At 59.6% G+C, this 23,065-nt stretch carries 18 protein-coding genes and 1 pseudogene; 8 read left to right on the top strand and 11 right to left on the bottom strand.

Going from position 1 to position 23,065, the window contains the following annotated elements:
* Positions 1-20: 20 nt before the first annotated feature.
* Entirely contained in the window at positions 21-1,199 is a 1,179-nt protein-coding gene (locus HY067_14410; protein ID MBI3529147.1) for a VWA domain-containing protein, read from the bottom strand.
* A 131-nt stretch (positions 1,200-1,330) separates the two neighbouring features.
* Positions 1,331-2,179, bottom strand: a complete 849-nt coding sequence (locus tag HY067_14405) for a MoxR family ATPase (GenBank protein ID MBI3529146.1) — start codon at positions 2,177-2,179, stop codon at positions 1,331-1,333.
* Between the two features lie 97 nt (positions 2,180-2,276).
* Between HY067_14405 and hyi the strand changes: the two genes are divergently transcribed.
* The 7 genes from hyi (at position 2,277) to HY067_14370 (ending at position 10,556) form a co-directional block, all read left to right on the top strand.
* Complete coding sequence (gene hyi, locus HY067_14400) at positions 2,277-3,053, top strand: hydroxypyruvate isomerase (GenBank protein ID MBI3529145.1); 777 nt, start codon at positions 2,277-2,279, stop codon at positions 3,051-3,053.
* 195 nt (positions 3,054-3,248) lie between these two features.
* Positions 3,249-4,133, top strand: coding sequence for a 2-hydroxy-3-oxopropionate reductase (locus HY067_14395; protein ID MBI3529144.1), 885 nt, complete (start codon positions 3,249-3,251; stop codon positions 4,131-4,133).
* A gap of 149 nt (positions 4,134-4,282) precedes the next feature.
* Positions 4,283-5,548 (top strand): glycerate kinase, encoded by a 1,266-nt coding sequence (locus tag HY067_14390; GenBank protein MBI3529143.1) that lies wholly within the window; start codon positions 4,283-4,285, stop codon positions 5,546-5,548.
* 2 nt (positions 5,549-5,550) lie between these two features.
* A complete protein-coding gene (locus HY067_14385) occupies positions 5,551-7,050 on the top strand; it encodes an FAD-binding protein (protein ID MBI3529142.1) in 1,500 nt (499 codons plus the stop codon).
* A 227-nt stretch (positions 7,051-7,277) separates the two neighbouring features.
* The gene (gene glcE, locus HY067_14380) at positions 7,278-8,330 is read left to right on the top strand and encodes a glycolate oxidase subunit GlcE (GenBank protein MBI3529141.1); all 1,053 of its coding nucleotides are present in this window, start codon (positions 7,278-7,280) and stop codon (positions 8,328-8,330) included.
* A gap of 205 nt (positions 8,331-8,535) precedes the next feature.
* Positions 8,536-9,801, top strand: coding sequence for a glycolate oxidase subunit GlcF (glcF, locus tag HY067_14375; protein ID MBI3529140.1), 1,266 nt, complete (start codon positions 8,536-8,538; stop codon positions 9,799-9,801).
* Positions 9,798-10,556 (top strand): SDR family NAD(P)-dependent oxidoreductase, encoded by a 759-nt coding sequence (locus HY067_14370; protein MBI3529139.1) that lies wholly within the window; start codon positions 9,798-9,800, stop codon positions 10,554-10,556. The genes glcF and HY067_14370 overlap by 4 nt, the downstream gene beginning before the upstream one ends.
* Positions 10,557-10,613: 57 nt before the next feature.
* On the opposite strand, the gene HY067_14365 is transcribed toward HY067_14370, so the two are convergent.
* The 5 genes from HY067_14365 to HY067_14345 all read right to left on the bottom strand — a co-directional run bounded on the left by HY067_14365 (position 10,614) and on the right by HY067_14345 (position 19,947).
* A complete protein-coding gene (locus HY067_14365; protein ID MBI3529138.1) occupies positions 10,614-14,633 on the bottom strand; it encodes a PAS domain S-box protein in 4,020 nt (1,339 codons plus the stop codon).
* A 365-nt stretch (positions 14,634-14,998) separates the two neighbouring features.
* Entirely contained in the window at positions 14,999-16,246 is a 1,248-nt protein-coding gene (locus tag HY067_14360) for a branched-chain amino acid ABC transporter substrate-binding protein (protein ID MBI3529137.1), read from the bottom strand.
* A gap of 90 nt (positions 16,247-16,336) precedes the next feature.
* Positions 16,337-17,278, bottom strand: coding sequence for an HD domain-containing protein (locus HY067_14355; protein ID MBI3529136.1), 942 nt, complete (start codon positions 17,276-17,278; stop codon positions 16,337-16,339).
* A 449-nt stretch (positions 17,279-17,727) separates the two neighbouring features.
* The gene (locus HY067_14350; protein MBI3529135.1) at positions 17,728-18,138 is read right to left on the bottom strand and encodes a cytochrome c; all 411 of its coding nucleotides are present in this window, start codon (positions 18,136-18,138) and stop codon (positions 17,728-17,730) included.
* A gap of 66 nt (positions 18,139-18,204) precedes the next feature.
* The gene (locus tag HY067_14345; GenBank protein MBI3529134.1) at positions 18,205-19,947 is read right to left on the bottom strand and encodes a PQQ-binding-like beta-propeller repeat protein; all 1,743 of its coding nucleotides are present in this window, start codon (positions 19,945-19,947) and stop codon (positions 18,205-18,207) included.
* Between the two features lie 388 nt (positions 19,948-20,335).
* Here HY067_14345 and HY067_14340 point away from each other — a divergent pair, with 388 nt between their 5' ends.
* A complete protein-coding gene (locus HY067_14340; protein MBI3529133.1) occupies positions 20,336-20,989 on the top strand; it encodes a GntR family transcriptional regulator in 654 nt (217 codons plus the stop codon).
* A gap of 63 nt (positions 20,990-21,052) precedes the next feature.
* Here HY067_14340 and HY067_14335 read toward each other — a convergent pair whose 3' ends face one another.
* From HY067_14335 to HY067_14320, 4 genes and pseudogenes are all read right to left on the bottom strand, one after another.
* On the bottom strand, positions 21,053-21,556 hold the full coding sequence (locus tag HY067_14335) for a hypothetical protein (protein MBI3529132.1): 504 nt from the start codon (positions 21,554-21,556) through the stop codon (positions 21,053-21,055).
* An 82-nt stretch (positions 21,557-21,638) separates the two neighbouring features.
* Positions 21,639-21,833: pseudogene (locus HY067_14330) on the bottom strand (PQQ-binding-like beta-propeller repeat protein).
* A 6-nt stretch (positions 21,834-21,839) separates the two neighbouring features.
* A complete protein-coding gene (locus HY067_14325; GenBank protein ID MBI3529131.1) occupies positions 21,840-22,244 on the bottom strand; it encodes a helix-turn-helix transcriptional regulator in 405 nt (134 codons plus the stop codon).
* Between the two features lie 142 nt (positions 22,245-22,386).
* Positions 22,387-23,028, bottom strand: coding sequence for a hypothetical protein (locus tag HY067_14320; protein ID MBI3529130.1), 642 nt, complete (start codon positions 23,026-23,028; stop codon positions 22,387-22,389).
* Positions 23,029-23,065 lie beyond the last annotated feature (37 nt).

Raw genomic sequence — 23,065 nt, 5'->3', positions numbered from 1 at the left:
CGGCCCCAATTCCTGGCAGTCTAGCGAGTCAGTTCGCGCATCGCACGCTCCAGCCCATCGAGCGTAAGCGGGTACATGCGATCGCCCATCAGGTTGCGGATCATGCCGATGGATTCGTAGTAACCCCAGCGATCCTCGGGCGTCGGGTTCAGCCAGGCCGCGTGCGGATAGACGTCAAGCATGCGTTGCATCCACACCGCGCCGGCTTCTTCGTTGTTATGCTCCACGCTGCCGCCTGGGTAACCCACTTCGTAAGGACTCATGGAAGCATCGCCGACGAATATCAGCTTGTAGTCGTGGGCGTATTTGTGCAACACCTGGAAAGTCGGCGTGCGCTCCGAATTGCGCCGGCGGTTGTCGCGCCACACCGATTCGTACAGAAAGTTGTGAAAGTAGAAATATTCAAGATGCTTGAACTCGACGCGCGCGGCCGAGAATAATTCCTCGCAGATCTTCACGTAGCTCTCCATCGAACCGCCGACGTCGAGAAACAGCAGCACCTTCACCGCGTTGTGGCGCTCGGGCACCATCTTGATATCGAGATAGCCGGCGTTCTTCGCGGTCGAGCGGATGGTGTCAACCAGATCCAGTTCGTCCGCCGCACCCTCGCGCGCGAATTTGCGCAGACGCTTCAGTGCGACCTTGATGTTGCGTACGCCCAACTCCACCGAGTCGTCCAGGTTGCGGTACTCGCGCTTGTCCCAGACTTTCACCGCACTGCGGTTGCGCGAGCCGTCCTGGCCGATGCGCACGCCTTCCGGGTTGTAGCCGTAAGCGCCGAATGGCGACGTGCCGCCGGTGCCGATCCATTTCGAGCCGCCCTGGTGCCTGCCCTTCTGCTCTTCCAGGCGCTTACGCAGCGCCTCCATGAGTTTTTCCCAACCACCCAGCGATTCGACGAGCTTCTTTTCTTCTTCCGTCAGCAGCAGTTCCGCCTGCTTGCGCAACCACTCTTCGGGTATCTCTACCACCATGCTGTCGGGCGGTGCCGAGATTCCCTTGAAGTAGGCGCCGAATACGCGGTCGAATTTGTCGTAGTTCGATTCATCCTTGACCAGGCAGGCGCGCGATAGGTAGTAGAACTCGTCCAGGCCGCCGGAGCTGACGTGCTTCTGCAGAGCCTCCATCAGTGTCAGGTACTCCTTCACCGAGGCCGGCACCCCGCCTTCCCGCAGCTTCAGAAAGAAATCAGTCAGCAAAACAAACCTCTTTCAACCTCGTATAACCAGTTGGATTTCTGATTTCTTTCGTGTTACTCCGCTCTTCCTAAAAGGGTACTCCACGCTATCGCGAGGGTATTCGTGATCCTTCGTGTTAACCGCGTTTCGCACTAACGCGCAAGGCGGGACATGAAGACCAGCCGCTCGAAGAGATGCACGTCCTGCTCGTTCTTAAGCAGGGCACCGGCAAGCGGCGGGATGATCTTCGAATGGTCCTTGCCGCGCAGCGTCTCCGGAGAGATGTCCTCCGCCATGAGCAGCTTCAGCCAGTCGAGCAGTTCGGAGGTTGACGGCTTCTTCTTCAGTCCCGGCACCTCGCGTAACTCGAAGAACACCTCCAGCGCCTCCCGCAATAGCGATTTCTTCAGGTGCGGGAAATGCACGTCGACGATGCGCTGCATCGTTTCCTTGTCTGGAAACTTGATGTAGTGGAAAAAGCAGCGGCGCAGGAAAGCGTCCGGCAACTCCTTCTCGTTGTTGCTCGTGATGATGATCGCCGGCCGGTGTTTGGCCTGGACCAGTTTCTGCGTTTCGTAGACGTAGAATTCCATGCGATCCAGCTCCCGCAACAGGTCATTCGGGAACTCGATGTCGGCCTTGTCCACCTCGTCGATCAACAACACGGCCTGACGGTCGGAATCGAATGCGTCCCACAGCGGGCCACGCACGATGTAATTGGCAATGTCGTGAACCCGGCCGTCGCCGAGCTGGGAATCGCGCAGGCGCGATACCGCGTCGTATTCGTACAGCCCCTGCTGGGCCTTGGAGGTGGATTTCACGTGCCATTGCAGCAGCGGACGATCCAGAGCCTTGGCCACTTCCATCGCCAGCATGGTCTTGCCCGTGCCGGGCTCGCCCTTGATCAGCAGCGGTCTCTCGAGGGTGACGGCGGCGTTGACCGCCATCATCAGGTCCTCGGTGGCGACATAGGACTCGGTTCCCCTGAATTTCATCGACATCTCGCTTCCGGATGGATGCAGGGCCCGATTATAACGGCGCGGGCAGCTATAATTGCCGCTCCCGCTAACCTATTTCTAATAAATCCCGGGAGGATGCATGCCCAATTTCAACGCCAACCTGTCGATGATGTTCAATGAGGTCGGCTTCCTGGAGCGCTTTGGCGCCGCGGCCAAAGCCGGTTTCCGGGGTGTCGAGTTCCTGTTCCCCTATGACTTCCCCGCTGCACAGATCAGGGAGCAGATCGACAAGCACAAGCTGCAAATGGTGCTGTTCAACATGCCGCCGGGGGACTGGGCAGCCGGAGATCGCGGATTGGCCTGCGATCCGGCCAAGGTAGCCCCGTTCCAGGAAAACATCGGCAAGGCGGTCGACTACGCGAAGGCATTGGGTTGCGGAATGATCCACTGTATGGCGGGGCTCAAGCCGCGTGGCGTAAACGAAGAAAAGATGCGCGAGACCTATATCGCCAACCTGCAGTTCGCCGGCAAGGAACTGGCGAAACACAGCATGAAGCTGCTGATCGAGGCGATCAACACGCGGGACATTCCCGGTTTCTACCTGAACTATTCGCGCCAGGCCTTCGACATCATGCATTACGCAAGCGTGCCGAATCTCCTGTTCCAGTACGACATCTATCACATGCAGATCATGGAAGGCGACCTGGCGCCGACGGTCGAGAAGAACCTGGCGAAGATCGGCCACATGCAACTCGCCGATACGCCCGGCCGCCACGAACCCGGCACCGGCGAAATCAACTACCCGTTCCTGTTCCAGTTCTTCGACAGGATCGGCTACAAGGGCTGGATCGGCTGCGAGTATCGCCCCGCCGCCAAGACCGAGGATGGCCTCGGCTGGCTCAAGCCTTACTTATGAAAATTCATTTGCCGCCAAGAGCGCCAAGAAGATCGGAACATAAACAATAAACTTTGAATATTGATCAGAAGCACAGACGTTTCGTGCCATCCACAACAGTTCGATTCTCAAACATATCGACATTATTTTGGGTTATTTTTCTTGGCGCTCTTGGCGTCTTGGCGGCGAGAACTGAATTGATCCGGGAGGAAAAAAATGAGCAACGTGGGATTTATCGGTCTGGGCATCATGGGCAAACCCATGGTCGCCAATCTCATCAAGGGCGGGCATACCCTGTACCTGACGAGCCGCAGCGGCGTGCCGCAAGAGCTGATTTCAGCGGGCGGGAAAGCCTGTGCGTCGGCGAAGGAGGTCGCGCAGAAAGCCGACATCATCATCACCATGGTGCCGGACACCCCGGACGTCGAGAAGGTGCTGTTCGGCAAGGACGGTGTCGCCGAAGGCTTGTCGTCGGGCAAGATCATCGTCGACATGAGTTCGATCTCGCCGATTGAGACCAAGGTCTTCGCCGACCGCATTAAAAAAGCCGGCGCCGATTACGTGGATGCGCCGGTATCCGGCGGTGAAGTCGGCGCCAAGAACGCGGCGCTCACCATCATGGTCGGCGCTTCCGAAACGGCCTTCGCCAAAGTGAAGCCGTTGTTCGAACTGATGGGCAAGAACATCACGCTGGTCGGGGACGTCGGTGCCGGCCAGATCTGCAAGGTTTGCAACCAGATCATCGTCGCACTGAACATCGAAGCGGTCGGCGAAGCGCTGCTGCTTGCATCAAAGGCCGGCGTCGATCCAGGCAAAGTACGCCAGGCGCTTATGGGTGGGTTCGCCTCGTCGCGCGTGCTTGAAGTGCACGGTGAACGCATGGTCAAACGCACTTTCGATCCCGGCTTCCGCATCGAACTGCACCAGAAAGACTTGAATCTGGCGCTGTCCTCGGCGCGCGCACTGAAGATGAGCCTCCCCAACACCGCCACGGCGCAGGAATTGTTCAGTGCCTGCCAGGCCCAGGGCGGCGGCAAGTGGGATCACTCCGCCATGGTCAAGGCCCTCGAAGCTCTCGCCAATCACCAAGTTGCAAAATAACGCTTCACCGGGGAGGACGCAGAGGGCGCAGAGGAAAAGCAAGAACCAATGGGCAAAAAAATTTAAGCCTGAGCAATTTCTTGGAACTTACTTTGAGTCCTTCGGTTTACTCTGTGTCCTCCGCGTCCTTTGCGGTTAGCGCTTAGAAAATGATGAACCAAGATCCGCGTACCCTGCTAAGAGCCATGTTCAACGCGGCGATTGCTGCGGCGCTGCCGGACAAGACGCTGCCCGGCTATCTGCCTAAACCGCCGAAGGGCCGCACGCTCGTCGTCGGTTGCGGCAAGGCCGCGGGAAGCATGGCGAAAGCCGTCGAGGATCACTGGCCGGCCGATTTGTCCGGAATGGTGGTGACCCGTTACGGTTATAACGTGCCGACGAAAAGAATCGAAGTCGTCGAAGCCGCGCATCCAGTACCCGACGAGGCGGGACGCGAAGCAGCCGAGCGCATGCTGAAAATGGTGCAAGGGTTGTCGGCCGACGATCTGGTGCTCTTCCTGGTGTCCGGCGGCGGTTCCGCGCTGCTGTCATTGCCGGCGCCGGGCCTGACGCTCGCGGACAAACAGACGATCAACAAGGCATTGCTGAAGAGCGGCGCGAACATCACCGAAATGAACTGCGTGCGCAAGCATCTTTCGGCAGTGAAAGGAGGGCGGCTCGCCGCCGCCTGCGCGCCGGCCAAGGTGATCACGCTCGCGATTTCCGACATCCCCGGCGACGATCCTGCCGTGATCGCTTCCGGCCCGACGGTGGCTGACGCGACTACATTTGCCGATGCCGTAGCGATCCTGGAAAAGTACGGCATCACCGAACCGAAAGCAGTCGTCGAGCACCTGCGCGCCGCAAGGGAGGAGACACCGAAGCCCGGTGACCCGCGGCTCGCGAAAACCGAACTGCACATGGTCGCGGCGCCGCAAATGTCGCTCGAAGCGGCTGCGGCCATTGCGCGCAAGGCCGGCATCACGCCGGTCATCCTCGGCGACGCGATCGAAGGGGAAGCACGCGAAGTCGCGATGGTGCATGCCGGCATCGCCCGCCAGATCAAACGCCACGGCCAGCCGGCCAAGACACCCTGCGTGCTGCTGTCGGGAGGAGAAACCACCGTCACCGTGCGCGGGAAGGGCCGCGGCGGCCGCAATGCGGAGTTCCTGCTCGCGTTGGCGGTTGCCCTCGGCGGCGAGCCGGACATCCATGCGCTCGCCGGCGATACCGACGGCGTCGACGGCACCGAAGACAACGCCGGTGCAGTGGTGACTCCTGATTCCCTGGCGAGAGCGGCGCAACGCAATGTGGACGCGAAGAAGATGCTCGCCGATAATGACGGCTATAGTTTCTTTTCCAGTCTCGGCGATCTGGTCGTTACCGGCCCTACGCTCACCAACGTCAACGATTTCCGCGCAATTCTGATTACCTGACCATGGGCATGCCCGAACTGCTGTCGTCCGAAACGCTGCAACCCCGCGTTGCCCAAGCCGAGCTCATCGCACAGCTGGTGGCCGTGCTACCGCCGGCGTCGCTGCTGCACGAGCGCGAGGACCTCAAGCCCTTCGAATGCGATGGCATGACCGCATACCAGCGCGTGCCCCTGATGGTGGCGCTGCCGGAGAACGAAGACCAGGTTCGCAACGTGCTGCGAATCTGCCACAAGGGGCGCGTGCCGGTCGTATTCCGCGGTGCCGGCACCGGACTTTCCGGCGGTGCCCTGCCTTATGCACAGGGTTTGCTGCTGGTGATGGCAAAGATGAAGCAGATCGTCCACATCGATCCCGTCGCGCGCATGGCGCGCGTGCAACCGGGCGTGCGCAACGCGGCGATCTCGGAAGCGACCGCACCCTACGGCCTCTATTACGCACCCGATCCATCCAGCCAGATCGCCTGTTCGATCGGCGGCAACGTCGCGGAAAATTCCGGCGGCGTGCATTGCCTGAAGTATGGCCTGACGGTCCACAACATTCTCAAGCTGCGCTTCGTCACCATCGAAGGCGAATTGCTCGAGATCGGCTCCGAGGGCCTGGATTCGCCGGGCTACGATCTTATGGCGCTGATCACCGGATCCGAGGGCATGCTCGGCGTGGTAACCGAAGTCACGGTCAAGCTGTTGCCGACACCGGAAAAGGCCCAGGTCGTGCTCGCCGCATTCGACGACGTCGTCAAGGCCGGCCAGGCGGTGGCGGACGTGATCGGCGCGGGCATCATTCCGGCCGGACTGGAGATGATGGACAAGAAGGCCACCGCGGCGGTCGAACAGTTCGTGCGCGCCGGTTATCCGCTGGACGCGGCGGCGATCCTGCTGTGCGAATCCGACGGCACCACCGAGGAAGTCGCCGACGAGATCGCGCGCGTCAAGGACGTCATGAAGAAGGCCGGCGCAACCGAGATCCGTACTTCGCGCGACGAAACCGAGCGGCTCAAATTCTGGGCAGGGCGCAAGGCCGCGTTCCCCGCGGTAGGACGCATCTTGCCGGATTACTACTGCATGGACGGCACCATTCCGAAGAAGCAACTGCCTTACGTGCTCAAGCGCATCGACGAGCTGTCGGGACAATTCAATCTCCAATGCGCCAACGTGTTCCATGCGGGTGACGGCAACCTGCATCCGCTGATCATGTTCGATGCCAACGAGGGTGACCAGAATGAGCGCGCGGAGGCTTACGGCGCGGCGATTCTGGAATTATGCGTCGAGGTCGGCGGCACCATTACAGGCGAGCACGGTGTCGGCATCGAAAAAATCAACCAGATGTGCGTGCAGTTCAACACCGACGAGCTGAAAACCTTCCACGCGGTGAAAAAAGTGTTCGACGAACACGGTCTGTTGAATCCCGGCAAAGCGGTGCCGACGCTCCAGCGCTGCGCCGAGTTCGGCGCGATGCACGTACATATAGGGAAGGAAAAATTTCCCGACCTGCCGCGTTTCTAATTTTTCAACCGCTCAATCTCAACGCAAAGGCGCAAAGGACGCAAAAGTCGCAAAGAGGGCGGGAAACAGATCAAAGTCAGGGTAGCGCTGTTCCTTGCCAAATTTTGCTGGTTTCTCACACGCGATACACTTGCTGGCCTGTCGAAAACCAATAGCTATCTCTCTATCGTGTTGTTTCTACCTTTGCGTCCCTTTGCGTCCTTTGCGCCTTTGCGTTGAGACTTTCCATGCAGGAAGTAATCAGACAGTTTTCAGAAACCATCCGCAAGGCGGCCGCCGAGGAAACGCTATTGCGCATCCGCGGCAGCGGCAGCAAAGATTTCTACGGCCTAGTGCTGATCGGCGACGCGCTCGACACGCGCGCCCTCTGCGGCATCGTCGACTATGAACCTACCGAACTGGTGATTACCGCGCGTGCCGGAACGCCTTTACGCGAGGTCGAAGAGGCGCTCACGGACAAAGGCCAGATGCTGGCCTTCGAACCGCCCCACTTCGGACCGGATGCCACGTTCGGTGGCTGCATTGCATCCGGTTTTTCCGGACCGCGCCGCGCCGCGATGGGCTCCGCGCGCGATTTCGTGCTCGGCGTGCGCATTGTCAACGGCCTCGGCGAAGACCTGCATTTCGGCGGGCAGGTCATGAAAAATGTTGCGGGCTATGACTTGTCGCGGTTGCTGACCGGATCATTCGGCACGCTCGGACTGCTCACCGAGGCATCGGTAAAAGTGCTGCCGTTGCCACAGGAAGAGCGCACGCTGCGCTTTACGCTGGACGAAGCAGTGGCAATCGAGTCCATGAACAAATGGGCGGCAAAACCGCTGTCGATCTCCGCGACGTGTCACGTGGAGGGTACGTTGTACGTGCGATTGTCCGGCGCTGCCGCCGCGGTCACGGCTTCACAGAAGAGACTCGGCGGAGACATCGTCGAAGACGGCGCCGCGTTCTGGAGGTCGATCCGTGAACAGACCCATCCGCTGTTCAAAGGCGCGCCGGCACTATGGCGTTTTTCGATCAAGCCGACGGCTGCACCGCTCGATCTGGGCACACAACTGATCGAATGGAACGGCGGCCTGCGCTGGATCGCGGCGGATCTCGATCCGTCGAAGTCTTTCGATTTGGCGCACAAGGCCGGCGGGCACGCGACCCTGTTCCGCGACGGCAACAAGCGTCACGGTATCCAGCAATTCTCGTCAGGCCTGCTCGCCGTCCACAAGAAGCTGAAGCGCGCATTCGATCCCCACGGAATTCTAGGGCCGGGGCGTATACACGCCGATTTTTGATAACACCACACCTCAACGCAAAGGCGCAAAGGGCGCAAAGGAAACAATGAAAGGAAACCAAACGGGGAGAAAAACCGCCATTTGCCATTACTCGCTTTGTGAGCCGAGACCCGACATATGGAGTCCATATCCTGATCATTTAATCTTTTGTTTTCCTTTGCGTTCTTTGCGTCCTTTGCGTCTTTGCGTCGAGAAGTTGCCCTAAATGAAAACGAACTTGGCGGAATTCATCAAGAGCACGCCGGAGGGCCAGGAGGCGGACAGCATCCTGCGCGCCTGCGTGCATTGCGGATTCTGCACCGCCACCTGCCCGACCTATCAATTGCTGGGCGACGAACTCGACAGCCCGCGCGGACGCATCTACCTGATGAAGGAAGTGCTGGAAGGCCATGCGGTCACCGCCAAGACGCAAATGCACCTGGACCGCTGCCTGACCTGCCGCGCCTGCGAAACCACCTGTCCTTCGGGCGTGCAATACGGCAGGCTGGTGGACATCGGCCGCAACATCGTCGACCAGCATGTAAACCGCCCGCTGCTGGAATCGATCATGCGCACCGCATTGCGTATCGTGTTGCCTCGGCCCGCGCTGTTCAATCCGTTGCTCAGGATCGGCCAGTCCCTGCGCCCGCTACTGCCCAGAGCCCTGAAAAAGAAAATCCCGAAGACCGGCGCAAGCAACACCGAATGGCCGGCGCCGCGCCATGCACGGAAGATGCTGGTGCTCGACGGCTGTGTGCAACCTTCCCTGGCGCCGGACATCAATGCCGCGACGGCACGCGTGCTGGATCGCCTGGGCGTCTCGCTGGTCGAGGCCGAAGCGGCTGGCTGCTGCGGCGCCGTGACTTTCCATCTGAACCGCCAGGACGAAGCGCTCGACTACATGCGCCGCAACATCGATGCCTGGTGGCCACATGTCCAGGCCGGCGTGGAAGCGGTCGTGATAACCGCAAGCGGTTGCGGCACCATGGTCAGGGAATACGGCCATCTGCTTGCCCGCGATCCGCAATACGCAGAAAAGGCCGCGAGGATTTCCGAACTGTCGAAAGACATCAGCGAAGTGATCTTCGCGGAGAAAGAGAAGTTGGAAGAGGCCCTAAAGGTTCTTCTCGTCCCTCGTCCCTCGCCCCTAGCCCCTGCGAGCGCGGCGAAGCCGCGCGTAGCCTTCCACTCCCCCTGCTCATTGCAACACGGCCTCCAGATTCGCGGCATGGTGGAAGCTCTCCTGACCTCGGCCGGGTTCGAGTTGACCGTGGTTCAGGATTCGCACTTGTGCTGCGGATCGGCGGGTACGTATTCGATTCTTCAACCCGAACTGTCGCAGCGATTGCTGAAGAACAAAGTTGAGGCCCTGGAATCGGGCAAGCCGGCGATGCTGGCCACGGCGAACATCGGTTGCCTGACTCACATCCAGAGCGGGACGTCGCTACAGGTCAGGCATTGGATCAATATCCTGGACGAAAGGCTGTCATGACAAAGACCGCAATGATCACCGGCGCGACCGCCGGATTCGGGGCCGCCGCCGTGCGGCGTTTCGCGAATGCGGGCTGGCGTGTCGTGGCGACGGGCCGCCGCGCCGACCGGCTGCAGAAGCTGATCGACGAATTCGGCAAAGAGAAAGTATTCACCGCGTCTTTCGACATGCGCAAACCGGATGCTATCGAAGCAGCGCTGGCAGCCCTGCCCGAATCGTTCCGGAACATCGATCTGTTGATCAATAACGCAGGATTGGCACTCGGTACCGCGCCGGCGCAAAAAGCCAGCCTCGAACAGTGGAACCAGATGATCGAGACCAACGTCACCGGCCTGGTCACGATCACGCACCGCTTGCTGCCGATCCTGATCGCGCAAAAAGGTGCGATCATCAACATCAGTTCGGTCGCGGCCACTTACCCTTATTCGGGCGGCAACGTGTACGGTGGTACCAAGGCGTTCGTGAAGCAGTTTTCGCTGGGGTTGCGCTCGGATCTGCACGGAACGGGTGTGCGCGTGACTTCCATCGAACCGGGCATGGCCGAAACCGAGTTCACGCTGGTGCGCACCAGCGGAAACCAGGCCGCCTCGGACAATGTCTACAAAGGCGCGAATCCGATGAAGTCGGAAGACATCGCGGAAACGCTGTTCTGGGTCGCGACCCTTCCGCCGCACATGAACATCAATCGCCTGGAATTGATGCCGGTCAGCCAGTCCTTCGGGCCGTTTCAGGTCGATCGAGGCGCTGCGGCGTAAGGCTTCTTGCGCCGGAAGTGAAAAGGCCGGACTCTTTCCTTCAGGTTCGGCCTTTACTTATTTTATTGCGGCATCTTGCGCAAGCATTTTTGCCAATTCATCGGCAGGTACGGGTTTACTGAAGAAGTATCCCTGGTATTCGTCGCAGTCGAGCTTTTCCAGGAAGGCCAGCTGTTCCCGGGTTTCCACCCCCTCCGCAACGACGAGCAGTTCAAGGCTGCGCGCCATCGCAACCACAGCGCTGACAATGGCCGCGTCGTCCCGGTCGGTCGTGATGTCACGGACGAAGGACTGGTCGATCTTAAGTTTATGCACCGGAAAGCGCTTCAGGTAACTGAGGCTGGAGTACCCGGTGCCGAAATCGTCGATGGACAATCGAACGCCTATGTCGTCCAGCCGCGATAGGGTGACTATTATTTCCTCCGCCCTATGCATGACCGTGCTTTCGGTGATCTCGAGTTCGAGAAAGCGCGATTCAAGACGAGAGTCCCGAATCAGCCCGACGATGGTGTCCAGCAGGTTCTTTTGCCTGAACTGGCGAGGAGACAAGTTCACGGAGACCACAATCGGTGCAAGTCCTGCTTCCTGCCAGGCCTTATTCTGTGCGCACGCAGTCTGCAGCACCCATTCCCCGATCGGAACGATCAGCCCGGTTTCCTCCGCCAGAGGAATGAAGCGATTGGGCGCAACCAGCCCCAATTCCGGACTTTGCCACCGGATCAGGGCTTCGACCGCGACAATCCGGCCGGTTTTTATATTTACTTGCGGCTGATACATCAGAACGAACTCGTGCCGCTCCATCGCACGCCGCAGCTTGCTCTCCAGGCTCAGTTGTTCCGGCGACTTCCCATGGATGTCTGCGGAATAGAACTGGTAATTGTTGCGGCCCTCCTGTTTCGCGTGGTACATCGCGATATCCGCGCTCTTGAGAAGTTCATCGACGTCCTCCAGACCCCGAGGGCAGACTGCAATGCCGATACTCGTGGTGACATAAACTTCGTGCCCGCCGGCGGCCATCGGTTGTGAAAATACATTCAGAAGCTTGTCGGCAACAGCGGTGACCTGGTCTACGTTCAAGATGTTTTCGATAATAATCGTGAATTCATCGCCCCCGAATCTGGATATGGTGTCGACACCTCGCAGGTTTTCCTTGAGCCTGCTCGCCACGCCTTGCAGGATGCCGTCCCCAACCAAGTGTCCCAGGGTATCGTTGATATCCTTGAACCGATCGACGTCCAGGAACATGACCGCAACAAGATATTCTTCCCGCTTTGCACGCGCCATTGCCAGATTCAGCCGGTCGCGGAAAAGCGTACGGTTGGGAAGTCCCGTGAGAGGGTCGTACTGTGCCAGGTAGGAAAGCCGCTCTTCAGAGCGTTTGCGCTCAGTGACATCCCGAAAGTAAACCGATAGCCCGCTTTCGTATGGATAGGCGTGCACTTCGAACCAGGTTTCCAGCGGCGGATAGAATTCCTCGAATTCGACGGGAACCTGCTCGGTTACGGCTTTCTGGTAATTTACCTGGAAAGCTGAATTAACCGCCTCCGGAAATTCCTCCCACACATTGCGCCCGAGCAGTGCCGCCTTGTCCCTGCGCAGCAGCCGTTCCGCGGTGGCGTTCAGAAAGGTAAATCGCCATTGGTCGTCCACGGCGAAGAAAGCATCGGTAATGCTCGAAAGGATGCGTTGCGTTTGTTCGGCTGCCTTGCGACCCTGCTCCTCGCCTTGCTTTCGTTCGGTTATGTCGTCGGCCACTCCCACGACGCGATACACCGCACCCGTTTCGTCGGCAACGAGGAATGCCTTGTCGTGCACCCAACGGATCGAGCCATCGGGACGCACAACGCGATACTCTTCGTCATATTGTCCCTGCAATTGCCTTAGCTCGATGGCTTGCAAGATCCTGTCGCGATCATCGGCATGAATTGCGTCCAGCCATGTCCATGGCGCCGCATACAGGCTTTCGCGACTGCGCCCCCAGATTTCCTCATATGCAGGGCTGATGTAGAGCATCGTATGCTTGGCAGGATCGGTGATCCAGAATACTTCCCTGATATTTTCCGCAATCTGCCGAAAGCGTTCGTGGCTGTTCCGCAGCTCCGCTTCCACCAGTTGGCGTTCGGTAATATCGCGTGCGATTACCACGATGATATGTCCCTCGCGGGAAGGCACCGCACGACGGAACAATTCGACAGGCAGTAGCGATCCGTCCTTGCGGCGGTGGTTCATCTCGAGCGCCGCCACGCCGGTATCACCCGCGATTACCCTGTCGTAGAGCCGGGCAAGTTCCTCGCGCGACACGGGAGCGATGTCATGCGGTCCGAGCGCCAGCAACTCCTCGCGGCTATAGCCCAGCAATCTGCAGGTGGTAGTGTTGACGTCGACAAACCGCATGCTGGCGCGGTCGATGAGAAATATCAGATCCGGTGAAATGTCCATCGCCGCACGAAACTGGCGCAGCGCTTCTTCGGCGCGCTTGCGTTCGGTGATGTCGCGCACGACGGTCTGGATGGCGGGTCGACCGTCGACGATGAACGGCGCGGATTTGATTTCGACATCCACCGTCGAACCATCCAGGCGAAGCACCTTCTGCTCCATACCCGGTATCAACTTCCCCTCTTCGTACTGGATGCGCATGCGCTCCCGAACCGTCTCGCGGTGGTCAGGGTGAATAATTTCGAGCAACGGACGCCCGATCAGCTGATCCGGCGACGTGGCGCCGAACAGCCGAAGGCAGGCGCTGTTGACGAACACGAACTTGCCGTCCTGATGAATATGGATTGCGTCCGGGGACAATTCCACCAGTTGCCGATAGCGCGCCTGCATCTCTGCCAGCGAAAGCTCGGCGCGCTTGCGCCCGGTGATGTCACGCGCGATGACCTGGACGGCGGGTTTTCCACGGAACATGAACGGCGCAGAAGACACTTCCACTTCGACCGTGGAACCATCCAGCCGCACATAGACATGTTCCACCACGGGCGGCGTCCTGCCCTCCTCGATCTGGAGGCGAACGCGCTCCCGGACGGCCTCCCGGAAATCAGGATGGACGAAGTCCATGACCGAGCGCCCCAGCAGCTCCTCCGGACGCGTCGCCCCGAGAAGCGCAACACAAGCGCGATTGACATACACGTATTTCAAATCCTGATGCACGAAAACCGGCTCCGGCGAGAGTTCGACCAGGCGGCGATAGCGGTCTTCGGCCTCCCGCAATGCAACTTCCGCCTCCTTGCGTCCGGTAACGTCCTGCATCGCGCCGATCATCCGAACGGCCTTCCCGTCCTTGTCGTGAATCACGAATCCGCGATCGTGAACGTACGCGTAGGTTCCGTCGCCGCGGCGAAAACGATATTCGTCGGTCCACGCCTGCGCGCCAGAATCGATCAGTGCATGAATGCCTTCGAGAACGCGCTCGCGGTCGTCCGGATGAATCGGGTCGTACCAGGAATCGATTCCCGGTTTGATATGTTCATGCGGATAACCGAACAGCGTCTGATATCCCTCGTTCCACCAGACGTCGTTGGTGACGAGATCCCAATCCCAGACGGCGTCGTTCGTCGCCCGGGCGACGGTTTGAAATCGTTCGATATTGCGGAGCAGTGCTTCCTGACTCTCCGTGCGCTCGATCGCGATACCGGCAAGCGATGCGGCCGCTTTGATCGTATCCAGTTCGCGCGCATTCGGCTCGCGCGGCTCGCGGTAATACATGGCCAGCGTGCCCAGCACCTGCCCGCCGGGGGAAACGACCGGATGCGACCAGCAGGCTCTCAGATTGTTGCGCAACGCCAGATCGCGGAAATCCGCCCATAACGGATCACTACCGATATCTCCGACGATCACCAGCTCTTTTCGGTAAGCCGCTGCCCCGCAGGAGCCCACGCCGGGTCCAATGGCAACGCCGTCGATCGCCGCGCTGTATTCCTCAGGCAACCTTGAAGTGGCTCCGCGCAGGAGCCGCTTGCCGGATTCGTCGATAAGCAGGATCGAACACAGAATCTCGGGGAATTGATTCTCTACAAACTGCGTAATCGCGTCCAACGTCTCAGAGAGCAGGGCTCCGGACGCAATCATTTCTAGCACTTCTTTTTGTCCTGTCAGCATCGCCTGCGACTACACAAGACCACTGGCGCATCACGTGCTACGCAACAGCTCAGCGGCTTACCCCGCTTCTCGTCCTTCGTGCGAATGGAGATAGCCATGCCGCGCACCCCCCGATAAATCCCTCCGACCTACCCATGCTAGCACTTGGTTCCTCGCCATGATGGGACTCCCGAATTCATGCGCCGCAACACCGACACTCGATAGGCACATCCCGCGCGAATGCGAAAGCGGCGGTGGCGACCGACGCGATCCCATGAGCGAAGTCACCTTGGACTTCCTTGTTACCTATGTCCCCGAACGCCCAGTCTCAGTCATTGTGAGGAGGTAGAAGCCGAGTGAATCGCTCAAATCGGCGGTCGCTCCATCCGGCATTTCACCGGCGGGACAGTATCCTTCGCTTCGATGAAGGCTTCGGTCTTCCAGCCGTAGCCGGTCTTTTCTTCGTCATACCTGACGCCAGGCTGCCCGGCTTTGACGAGACTCAGAATGAATAGCGGCGCGATCATCTGATGATCTTCGGTTCGCATGAATGAAGTCCCACTGGGTCCCGCGTACTTCAATCCTTCGAGGGCGTATGCAACCTTGATCGGATTACCCGTGCCTGCCTTATCCAGCGCACCGGCAAGCATCTCGACAACACGAAATGCCGGGAGGTAGGCAACATTCGAGACCGTGTTGTATTTGGTCTTGTATTCGAGCAACGTCTTCTGCCAGACCATATCGGCAGCGTTGATATGCCATGCGTCCAGTGTCTTCACGCGATCCGCCCCGGCGGCGCCGATCGCCGCCCAGGTGCCGGGATAGCCGGCGAGGATGGCGTAGAAAGTCGCCTTCAATCCCGCCTCGTTGCCTGCCTTGACGAGCAATGACAGGTCGTTTCCCCAGTTTCCGGTCAGAACGCTGTCGGCCCCCGCTGCGTGGATCTTGGCGATGTAAGGGGCGAAGTCTTTGACTTTGCCGAGGGCGACGAAATCGTCGCCAACGATCTGGATGTCCGGGCGCTTCGCCGCCAGCATTTCCTTCGCCGCCTTGCTCACCGCCTGTCCGAAGGCATAGTCCTGGTTGATCAGATAAACCTTCCGGATCGAAGGCTGCTTGATCATGTAGTCGGTGAGCACGTTGACCTGGGTGTCCGAATGCACTTCGAAGCGGAAGTGCCAGAAATTGCACTTGGATTCGGTCAATGCGGGATCGAGCGCATTGAAATCGAAGAACAGGACCGGTTGATCCGGATTGCGGGCATTGTGCTTGACCAGCGCGTCGCTGATTGCGTGCGCGACATTCGACGCGGACGAGGCGATGAAACGAATGTCCTGGTCGATCGCCTGCTTGAGGACGATCAGGGACTCCTGCGGGTTCGACTTGTTGTCGAAGCCGACGATCTCGATTTTCTTCCCGCCAAGCACGCCGCCCCGGGCATTGACGATGTCGGCACTCGCCTGGAATATTTTCAGCCGCTCCTCGCCCTGTAGCGCGAACGGACCGCTCATCGGCCCCAGCACGGCGAGTTTGATCGTGTCCGCCGCAACCGCCCCGCCCAGTTGAACAGCGAGAATCGCACTCGCCGCCAACCGTCCCAACCTGGAAAGCATCATTTGTCCCCGCGCGACTTTTCTGCCTCGATGGCCTTGTCCACGCAAATTGACGACGACTGCATGAGCCTCCCGGCGAAGACTCAGTACTCAGGCAACGTCGGGTTCGGCTGCGCCAGGAGGAGGTGGCAAACGACGCAGCAGGGAAAAGTCACGCAGCTTGCCAATTTCGGTTGCGAACCGGATGTTCCTTTCGATCGTCTCAATGTAAAGGTTCCTGCCTTTGAAGTGCGTCTCCGCAAAGCGATAAACGCCGCCAAGCTGATTGTTGAGCCGATCCATGGCTGTACTGTAGAAGCCTGGCGTCTTCACCACCAGCTCTTCCGCCGATTTGAATTGCACCCCGGCCCGGTGGTCGGTCTCGTCTCGGGCCGCCAGCCCGCCTTCAACGAACTCCGGGAACAGACGGTCGCGACATTTCTCCAGATAACAGCGGTCCGACATCTGGGCGATGATGTCCGCTGTGCCCAGCAGATTGCCCACCATGCGGAAGATGGGATTGGGCAGCCGGATCGTGTTGATCGATCGCTCATAGCCGGTGAAGTGGACGATCCGCGCGGCGACATTGGCCAGCTTTGCCATGCCCAACTTGCCAAGGTAACCCTCCAGAAACCTGGCGCCGCGGCCCACATGCTTGAGGGTGTATTCCGCGCCGTTCTTGTGCCGGGTGTCGGTTTCGCGACGCAGGTAACCGATATCGTGAAACAAGGCCGTGACGGTACCCAGACCGAACAGCCTGGCACCGAGCGCGTCGGCGCGTTCGGGCGAACGTTCGTAGCCGTCCATCAATCGAGCCATCGCCAAGGTTACGTCGAGCGTGTGCTGCAGGTTGTGGTAAGTGGTGTCGCAGGCCCGGTAGCCAGGGTACTTACCGTGGTGCAGGCGGGCGAGATCCTTGAATGCGCGGTTCAGAACGTGGGTCGACGCCGCCGGATAGAGTTCGGCAAAAATGCGATTGACTTCGCGATTGACCGCCGCCGGGTCGGTGGTATTGACGAGGTTCGTTACGTCGTAGTCGTTCCGACGTTCCATCCGGTGTTCTTTCTCCTGAGATCGGCGTTGGTCCATTTTTCCACGTCATCCATGCAGTCGTGCCTTTCGGCCAGCATACAGCACGCATTTTAGCCTCGAAAAGACAGCGCTAAGCTCAGGAATGCTCCGCGTTCTTGCGGCGTTGCATCAAGCCCTTGTGCGGGCAGGGAACCGCGGGTCGGACCACGCTAAGTCTCGACGGCTTCTAGGTTTTCCTGCCACGGAATTGAGTTATCCAGCCTTGGAGTATCAATTTTGGCGTCGAAATCAGGCGCGTAACGTCCGCTCGCTTCCCGCCGCGCAGTGTATAGGTTCCAAGTTCAAAAACGTAATGCGCTGGTCTGACCCGGTTATGGCCGATATCGTGAACGCAGTAACGACGGCGACCGCGAGGCAAAAAAAGCCGGGCTGGGTGCCCGGCATTCATTGGTAAACAGCCTGCCCGTTATCTAATGCGCGCCTGACTTTCCATCGGCGCCGGCGTCGGATTCGACATGCCGCAGGGACACGATCGCGGCAATGACGGTCCAGACCTCCTGCTCGGACAGGACCCCGTTCCATGGAGGCATCAACTTTCCTGCGCGTTTGCGGCCGTTCAGGATTATCGTGCGTAATGAATCGACGTTCAGGTCCGTGCGGTTGCGCAGGGACGGCGCCTTGAATCCTCTGCCTTCGGTGCCGTGGCAATAGCCGCCGCAGATACTGGACAGAATGTTCATCCCCTTCTGAACGACTTCGGAATCGCGCAGATCCACGCCGGCCGCCTTGTCCGGCGGCGGAACGTCCGGATCGCTTTCCGCGGCGACGAGCATTGCAACCGGAAAAAACAAAACAAGCAGGGCAAAAAGAATCTTTTTCATATCGTGATGCACTGATATTGCGCCGATCCGGCGAGGGACATTGGCCCCTCGCCGACCCTGACGCTATTACTTGGAAACCTTGAACGCGAACAGCGTTGCGCCGGTCGGGAATTCAGCGATCTCCGGGTAGATGGCCGACAGCACCGCCGGCACGCCCCCGCCGATGCCGCTCGGCACGACGATGTACTGCTCGCCGCCGGCCATGTAGCTGATGATGCCGCCGCGCGAAGCAGAGCCCATGTTGAACTTCCACAGCTCCTTGCCGTTGTCGGCGTCATAGGCGTAGATCGCGCCTTTCATGTCGCCGCTGAAGACCAGGCCGCCCTTGGTGGACATCACGCCGGAGATGCGCGGGTACTTGTCGGGCACCGACCACTTCTTCTTGCCGGTCAGCGGATCCCATGCATCGAGCGCGCCGTGGGTCTTGTCTCCCGGCGGATGCGAAAACGACATGTCGCCGCCGATGTACCAGCCCAGAGCCGGCGCAACCGTGGGCTTCTCCGGCCTCGTCTTCACGATCATGCACATCTCAATGCGCGAGTTGTACCAGACCTTGGTTTCCGGGTTGTAGGAGCCTGGGTTCCAGCTGCGGCCGCCGAGAAAGGAAGGACAAAACATGTTGTTCTCGGCGGTCACCGGCGGGCTTCGCCCTATGAGCTCGCCGGTTTTCGGATCCACCGACTTCATGGAGGTATGGTGCTCGTTGATGGACCACACGTTCTGAATCTTGCCGTTGGTACGGTCATAGACGAAGACGAAGCCGCTCTTCGCCTGATGGACCATCAGCTTCTTGCCGCCTTCGTTGACCAGCACAAACTCTCCAAGCGTCGAGTCGTAATCCCATTCGTCGTGCGGATGCTCCTGGTGATACCAGACCAGTTCGCCGGTATCCGGGCGCAGCGCCAGCACCGAGGAGCTATAGAGGTTGTCGCCCGGGCGGGCGCCCTCGCCGTTCTTGCGCAAGTAGCCTTTCGGGCCGTCGCCCGGCGCAACCCAGTCGAACCATGGAGAAGGATTGGACGTGCCGTAGTAGAGCAGATCCAGTTCCGGGTCATAGCTGCCGACATGCCAGGCGCCGACGCCCGCGTACTTGGCGCTCGATTCGCCGAAGCTGTTCGTGCCCCAGTGTTCATCGCCTTCCAGTACCGGGTCGAAATACCAGAGCTGTTTGCCGGTCTTCTGATCCAGACCGAAGATGCCGCCGCCGCGGGCCGGGATGCCGCCCTGGGTCGAACCGTAGATCAGCTTGTCCTTCACGACCAGCGGCGGAGAGGTGAACAGGCATCCACATTGCAAGGCATCGACCAATTGGGTTTCCCATATGAACTTGCCCGTCTTCTGATCGAGCGCGATCGCGCGGCCGTCCATCGTGCCGACGTACACCATGCCGTTGCCAAGAGACACACCGCGGTTATAGGGCGCGGTCGGAATCCTGTCCGTACCTTCCTTCAGCTTGGGGAAGTAGTGCCAGATTTCGCTGCCGGTTTTTCCGTCCACCGCGAACACGCGGTTGTACGAGCCGGAGTAGTAAACGACACCGTCGACCGCCAGCGGGGTGGCCTGCAGGCCCTGCGTAATTTCCCCCACCTGGTGAACCCAGGCGACGGTCAGCTTGCCGACGTTGCGCTTGTTGATCTGATCCAGCGGACTGTACCGGTGCGCATCGTAAGTACGGTGATAGCTCGGCCAGTCGCCGGGCTTCGCGTTCTCGATCTCCGGGACGCCGGCCGCGCCGGCGCCGGCCGGGGCCAGGCTCACCGCGAAAACCGCGGCAATACCGGCCAACTTCGCATGAAACTGAGTGGTCATTTCGAATCTCCTCCCACGTTGTTTTCATTGATGGCGGCCGCGCTGCGGATGCGGCGGCCAAACGGGGACGATGCGCGAATGCGGCGCAGATCCCCGCTGCCACAAGATAAGGAAGACGTTGGCCGACGACCCACGGACTGGCTCCCGGTGCGCCCGGGAATAAATCCTATGATTGGCTGATTGTCTTCTTGTCTGACAATATTCTAATATTATTTGGCGGTCAACCCGCCGCCTGTCCGATGCGGCACGTTCCGCGAAAAGCCGCGGCGTTCATCCGGAGCGCAGGGCCCGCAGCAGCCGCACGGACGGCGGCTGTTTTCAGTGCACGGGCAGATATGAGAGACTGAATGGCTTCGACAGCCCGGCTTCGTATATGACCGACCTTTCCATGCGTATAGCTCCGATTGCCGCTCCGGTGCGGCAACAGGTTGCTGAAGTCTTGCGCTCGGCCATTACCAGCGGACGATTTCAAGCCGGGCAGAGACTGGTCGAAAAAGACCTGTGCGAGTTGACCGGCGTAAGCCGCGCGTCAGTCCGCGAGGCGCTGCGGCAACTGGAAACGGAAGGCCTCATACATACCGTCCCCAACCGCGGCCCGTCGGTCTCCCGCCTCTCCCCGCAGGATGCGGCGAGCATTTACCAGATTCGCGGCGCCCTTGAAGCACTGGCCGCCCAGTTGTTCGCAACTCACGCCGGCGACCATCAGGTCAAAGAACTCGAGGCCGCGGTCGAGACTCTGGAGCTGGCCTACAGAGGCCGGGATGTGGAACGTATCGTGGAGGCAAAACGGCGCTTCTACGACGTGCTGATCAACGGCTCGGGAAACAGCATGATCGCGTCGGTCCTGAACACAATGAACGCGCGGATCACGATGTTGCGCAGGGTCTCGCTGGCTTCGCCCGAACGCTGGCCTTCGAGTATCAGGGAAATTCGTGCCGTATTGAAGGCCATCAAGCGGCGGGATCCCGAAGCCGCCTACGAAGCATCGCTTCGTCACATCCAGCGGGCGGCCAAAGTGGCGCTGGAATCGCTTTCACGCTGAGCTCGAAGGCCCGGATCAGTCGCGCTAGGAAGGTACCGGCCTATCCCCAGTCCTCCGTGAACGTCACTTCAATTTGTAGGTGCCCGTATAGTGGTTGCAACTTTTGAAGCCATTTGGCACCAGGCCCGGCACGTTACCGATAGGCCTGTACTCGCCTTTGGCTGTCATGCCCTCGTACTTGCCCGAACCGCCCACCGCCACCCAGGTCCCGCTTAGGTCCGCACCGGTCTCATAGCGCATGCGCCACTGGTCTCCGTCGGCATCCACCTGGGTGCAAACGCCGTAGTCTCGATATCCGCCGCCGACAATCTCGTAGGTGCCCACGCAGCGTGAACCTTGTTGGTCGATGTTTTTCGAACCGCCGCTGTCGTACATGGAAGCCACGATGCGGTCGAATGAGCCGCTGACAAGGTCCTTGGCGTGCCTTGGATAATCGGCCTTGCCGAACTTGCAGATGTTGAAGTCGAAGCGCCCTTCCCTGAGCATCTCCGCGCCGAGCGGCGCCGATATCCAAACCACGGCCGGTACCAGCAACGACCCGGCAAAAAATACGGCTTTGTAGTTCATCGCACTTCCTCCTGTGTTCATAATTTCGGTTTGCAGCAAAAAGCAGGGATCAGACTCGGTGCAGCACGCAAGGGAGAGAAATCTACTCTGGTAGCGCGAACACGATCAGGGCACCTCCTTGCCGAAAGCCAAACAACTGGTTCCCGCCGGCCGCCACTGCGACGTACTGCGTGCCATCGATCTCGAAGCTGATCGGCGGCGCATTCACACCCGCGCCGCCTTGAAACTGCCATAGAAGCCGTCCGTCCTTGGCATCGAACGCAGAGAAGTTCCCGTCACGCGGTCAGAGGTACCGGGTCCAGGCATTTCTGAAAGCATGGGGCGTCATCCCGGTCGAGCGCCTGAAGACGTTGGTCATGTGGCTCTGATCCACAAACCCTGCCTCCACCGCAATTTCCGCAAGACATGTCTCGCTTTTGCGCAACAGCTTCTTGACCCGCTCGACACGGGCCATGACCAGAAAGCGATACGGCGTCATTCCGGTCGTCCTCTTGAACGCCCGCGCGAAATGGAATGCACTCAATCCGGCGGCACTCGCGACATCTTCGGTACGAACGCCCTCAGCCAGATTGGCGTGTATGTACTCCATCGCACGACTCAACCGACGCCTGGAAAGCTGCCCCATCACGGCGACGTTGTTGACCTCGGCGACCGCGGCTGTCTTCAGTTGGAAGTCGCCCGCGCTCACGTCAGCCGCTCGGTGAGGGCCCGCCGAGGTCGCGGCGGAAGCACCTGATTTTTGAATGGACGACAACAAAGAGCACCATGGCTCCCAACGATGCGCCTGACATCGTCATTCTTCCGCAGCGCGCCAAGCGACTCTCCTTCGATCAGTCCGGCAGGTCGACCGGATTGCAAAGCCGGTTGATTTCCGTCCGCACAAGTCCTTGCACGTCGCCGAAATTCGCGAGGGCTCTCAGACCTCTGAGCGACGAACCATTCCAGCGAACCACCACAATCGAAAGGTCTCCGGTGACCTGACTGCAAATTTCGAGCAGTGTAGCAAGACGCCCGGCCTGGTCGGACGATTCGTCCGGGAAATAGCTCGCCAGACGGAGTTCCCCCGATTCCATGGCGACGAAGGAGTGCGTATTGCCGGTGCCGCGCAAGATCGCTCCTTTCGCGCCAACTCGCATCCAGAGTTGAAAATGGGATCCGATCCAAGCATCGGGCGCCCGTGACAGGTAGGTACGGGCAATCGCCATCGTGGTCACCCGGTCGCCCGCCTGCACCCCCATATCGGTCTGATACCAAGGAGGCCGGCTGGCCGGGAAGTCCAGGAAGCAGCATTCCTTGACAACGCCGTCCGGTGCTTTCTTAAACAGTCGGGTCAAGCGATTCCTGAACTCCTCATGCGTGAGCTCGGGTTCGATGCCGATACGCCGTTGCGAGAGCTTGCTTCCGAAGGCCCGAGCACTCAATTTCGATCCAACATTTAGCCCGTTGATGACGTGTGCGAACAACTCTGTCATGCATGCTAACGGCCATGGCAGACCGGAGCGCCTGATA

The sequence above is a fragment of the Betaproteobacteria bacterium genome (assembly GCA_016194905.1).
In the GTDB taxonomy this organism is placed as follows: Bacteria; Pseudomonadota; Gammaproteobacteria; order Burkholderiales; family JACQAP01; genus JACQAP01.
The sequence above is the reverse complement of the archived record's forward strand: the minus strand, read 5'-3'. Positions and strand labels throughout refer to the sequence as shown.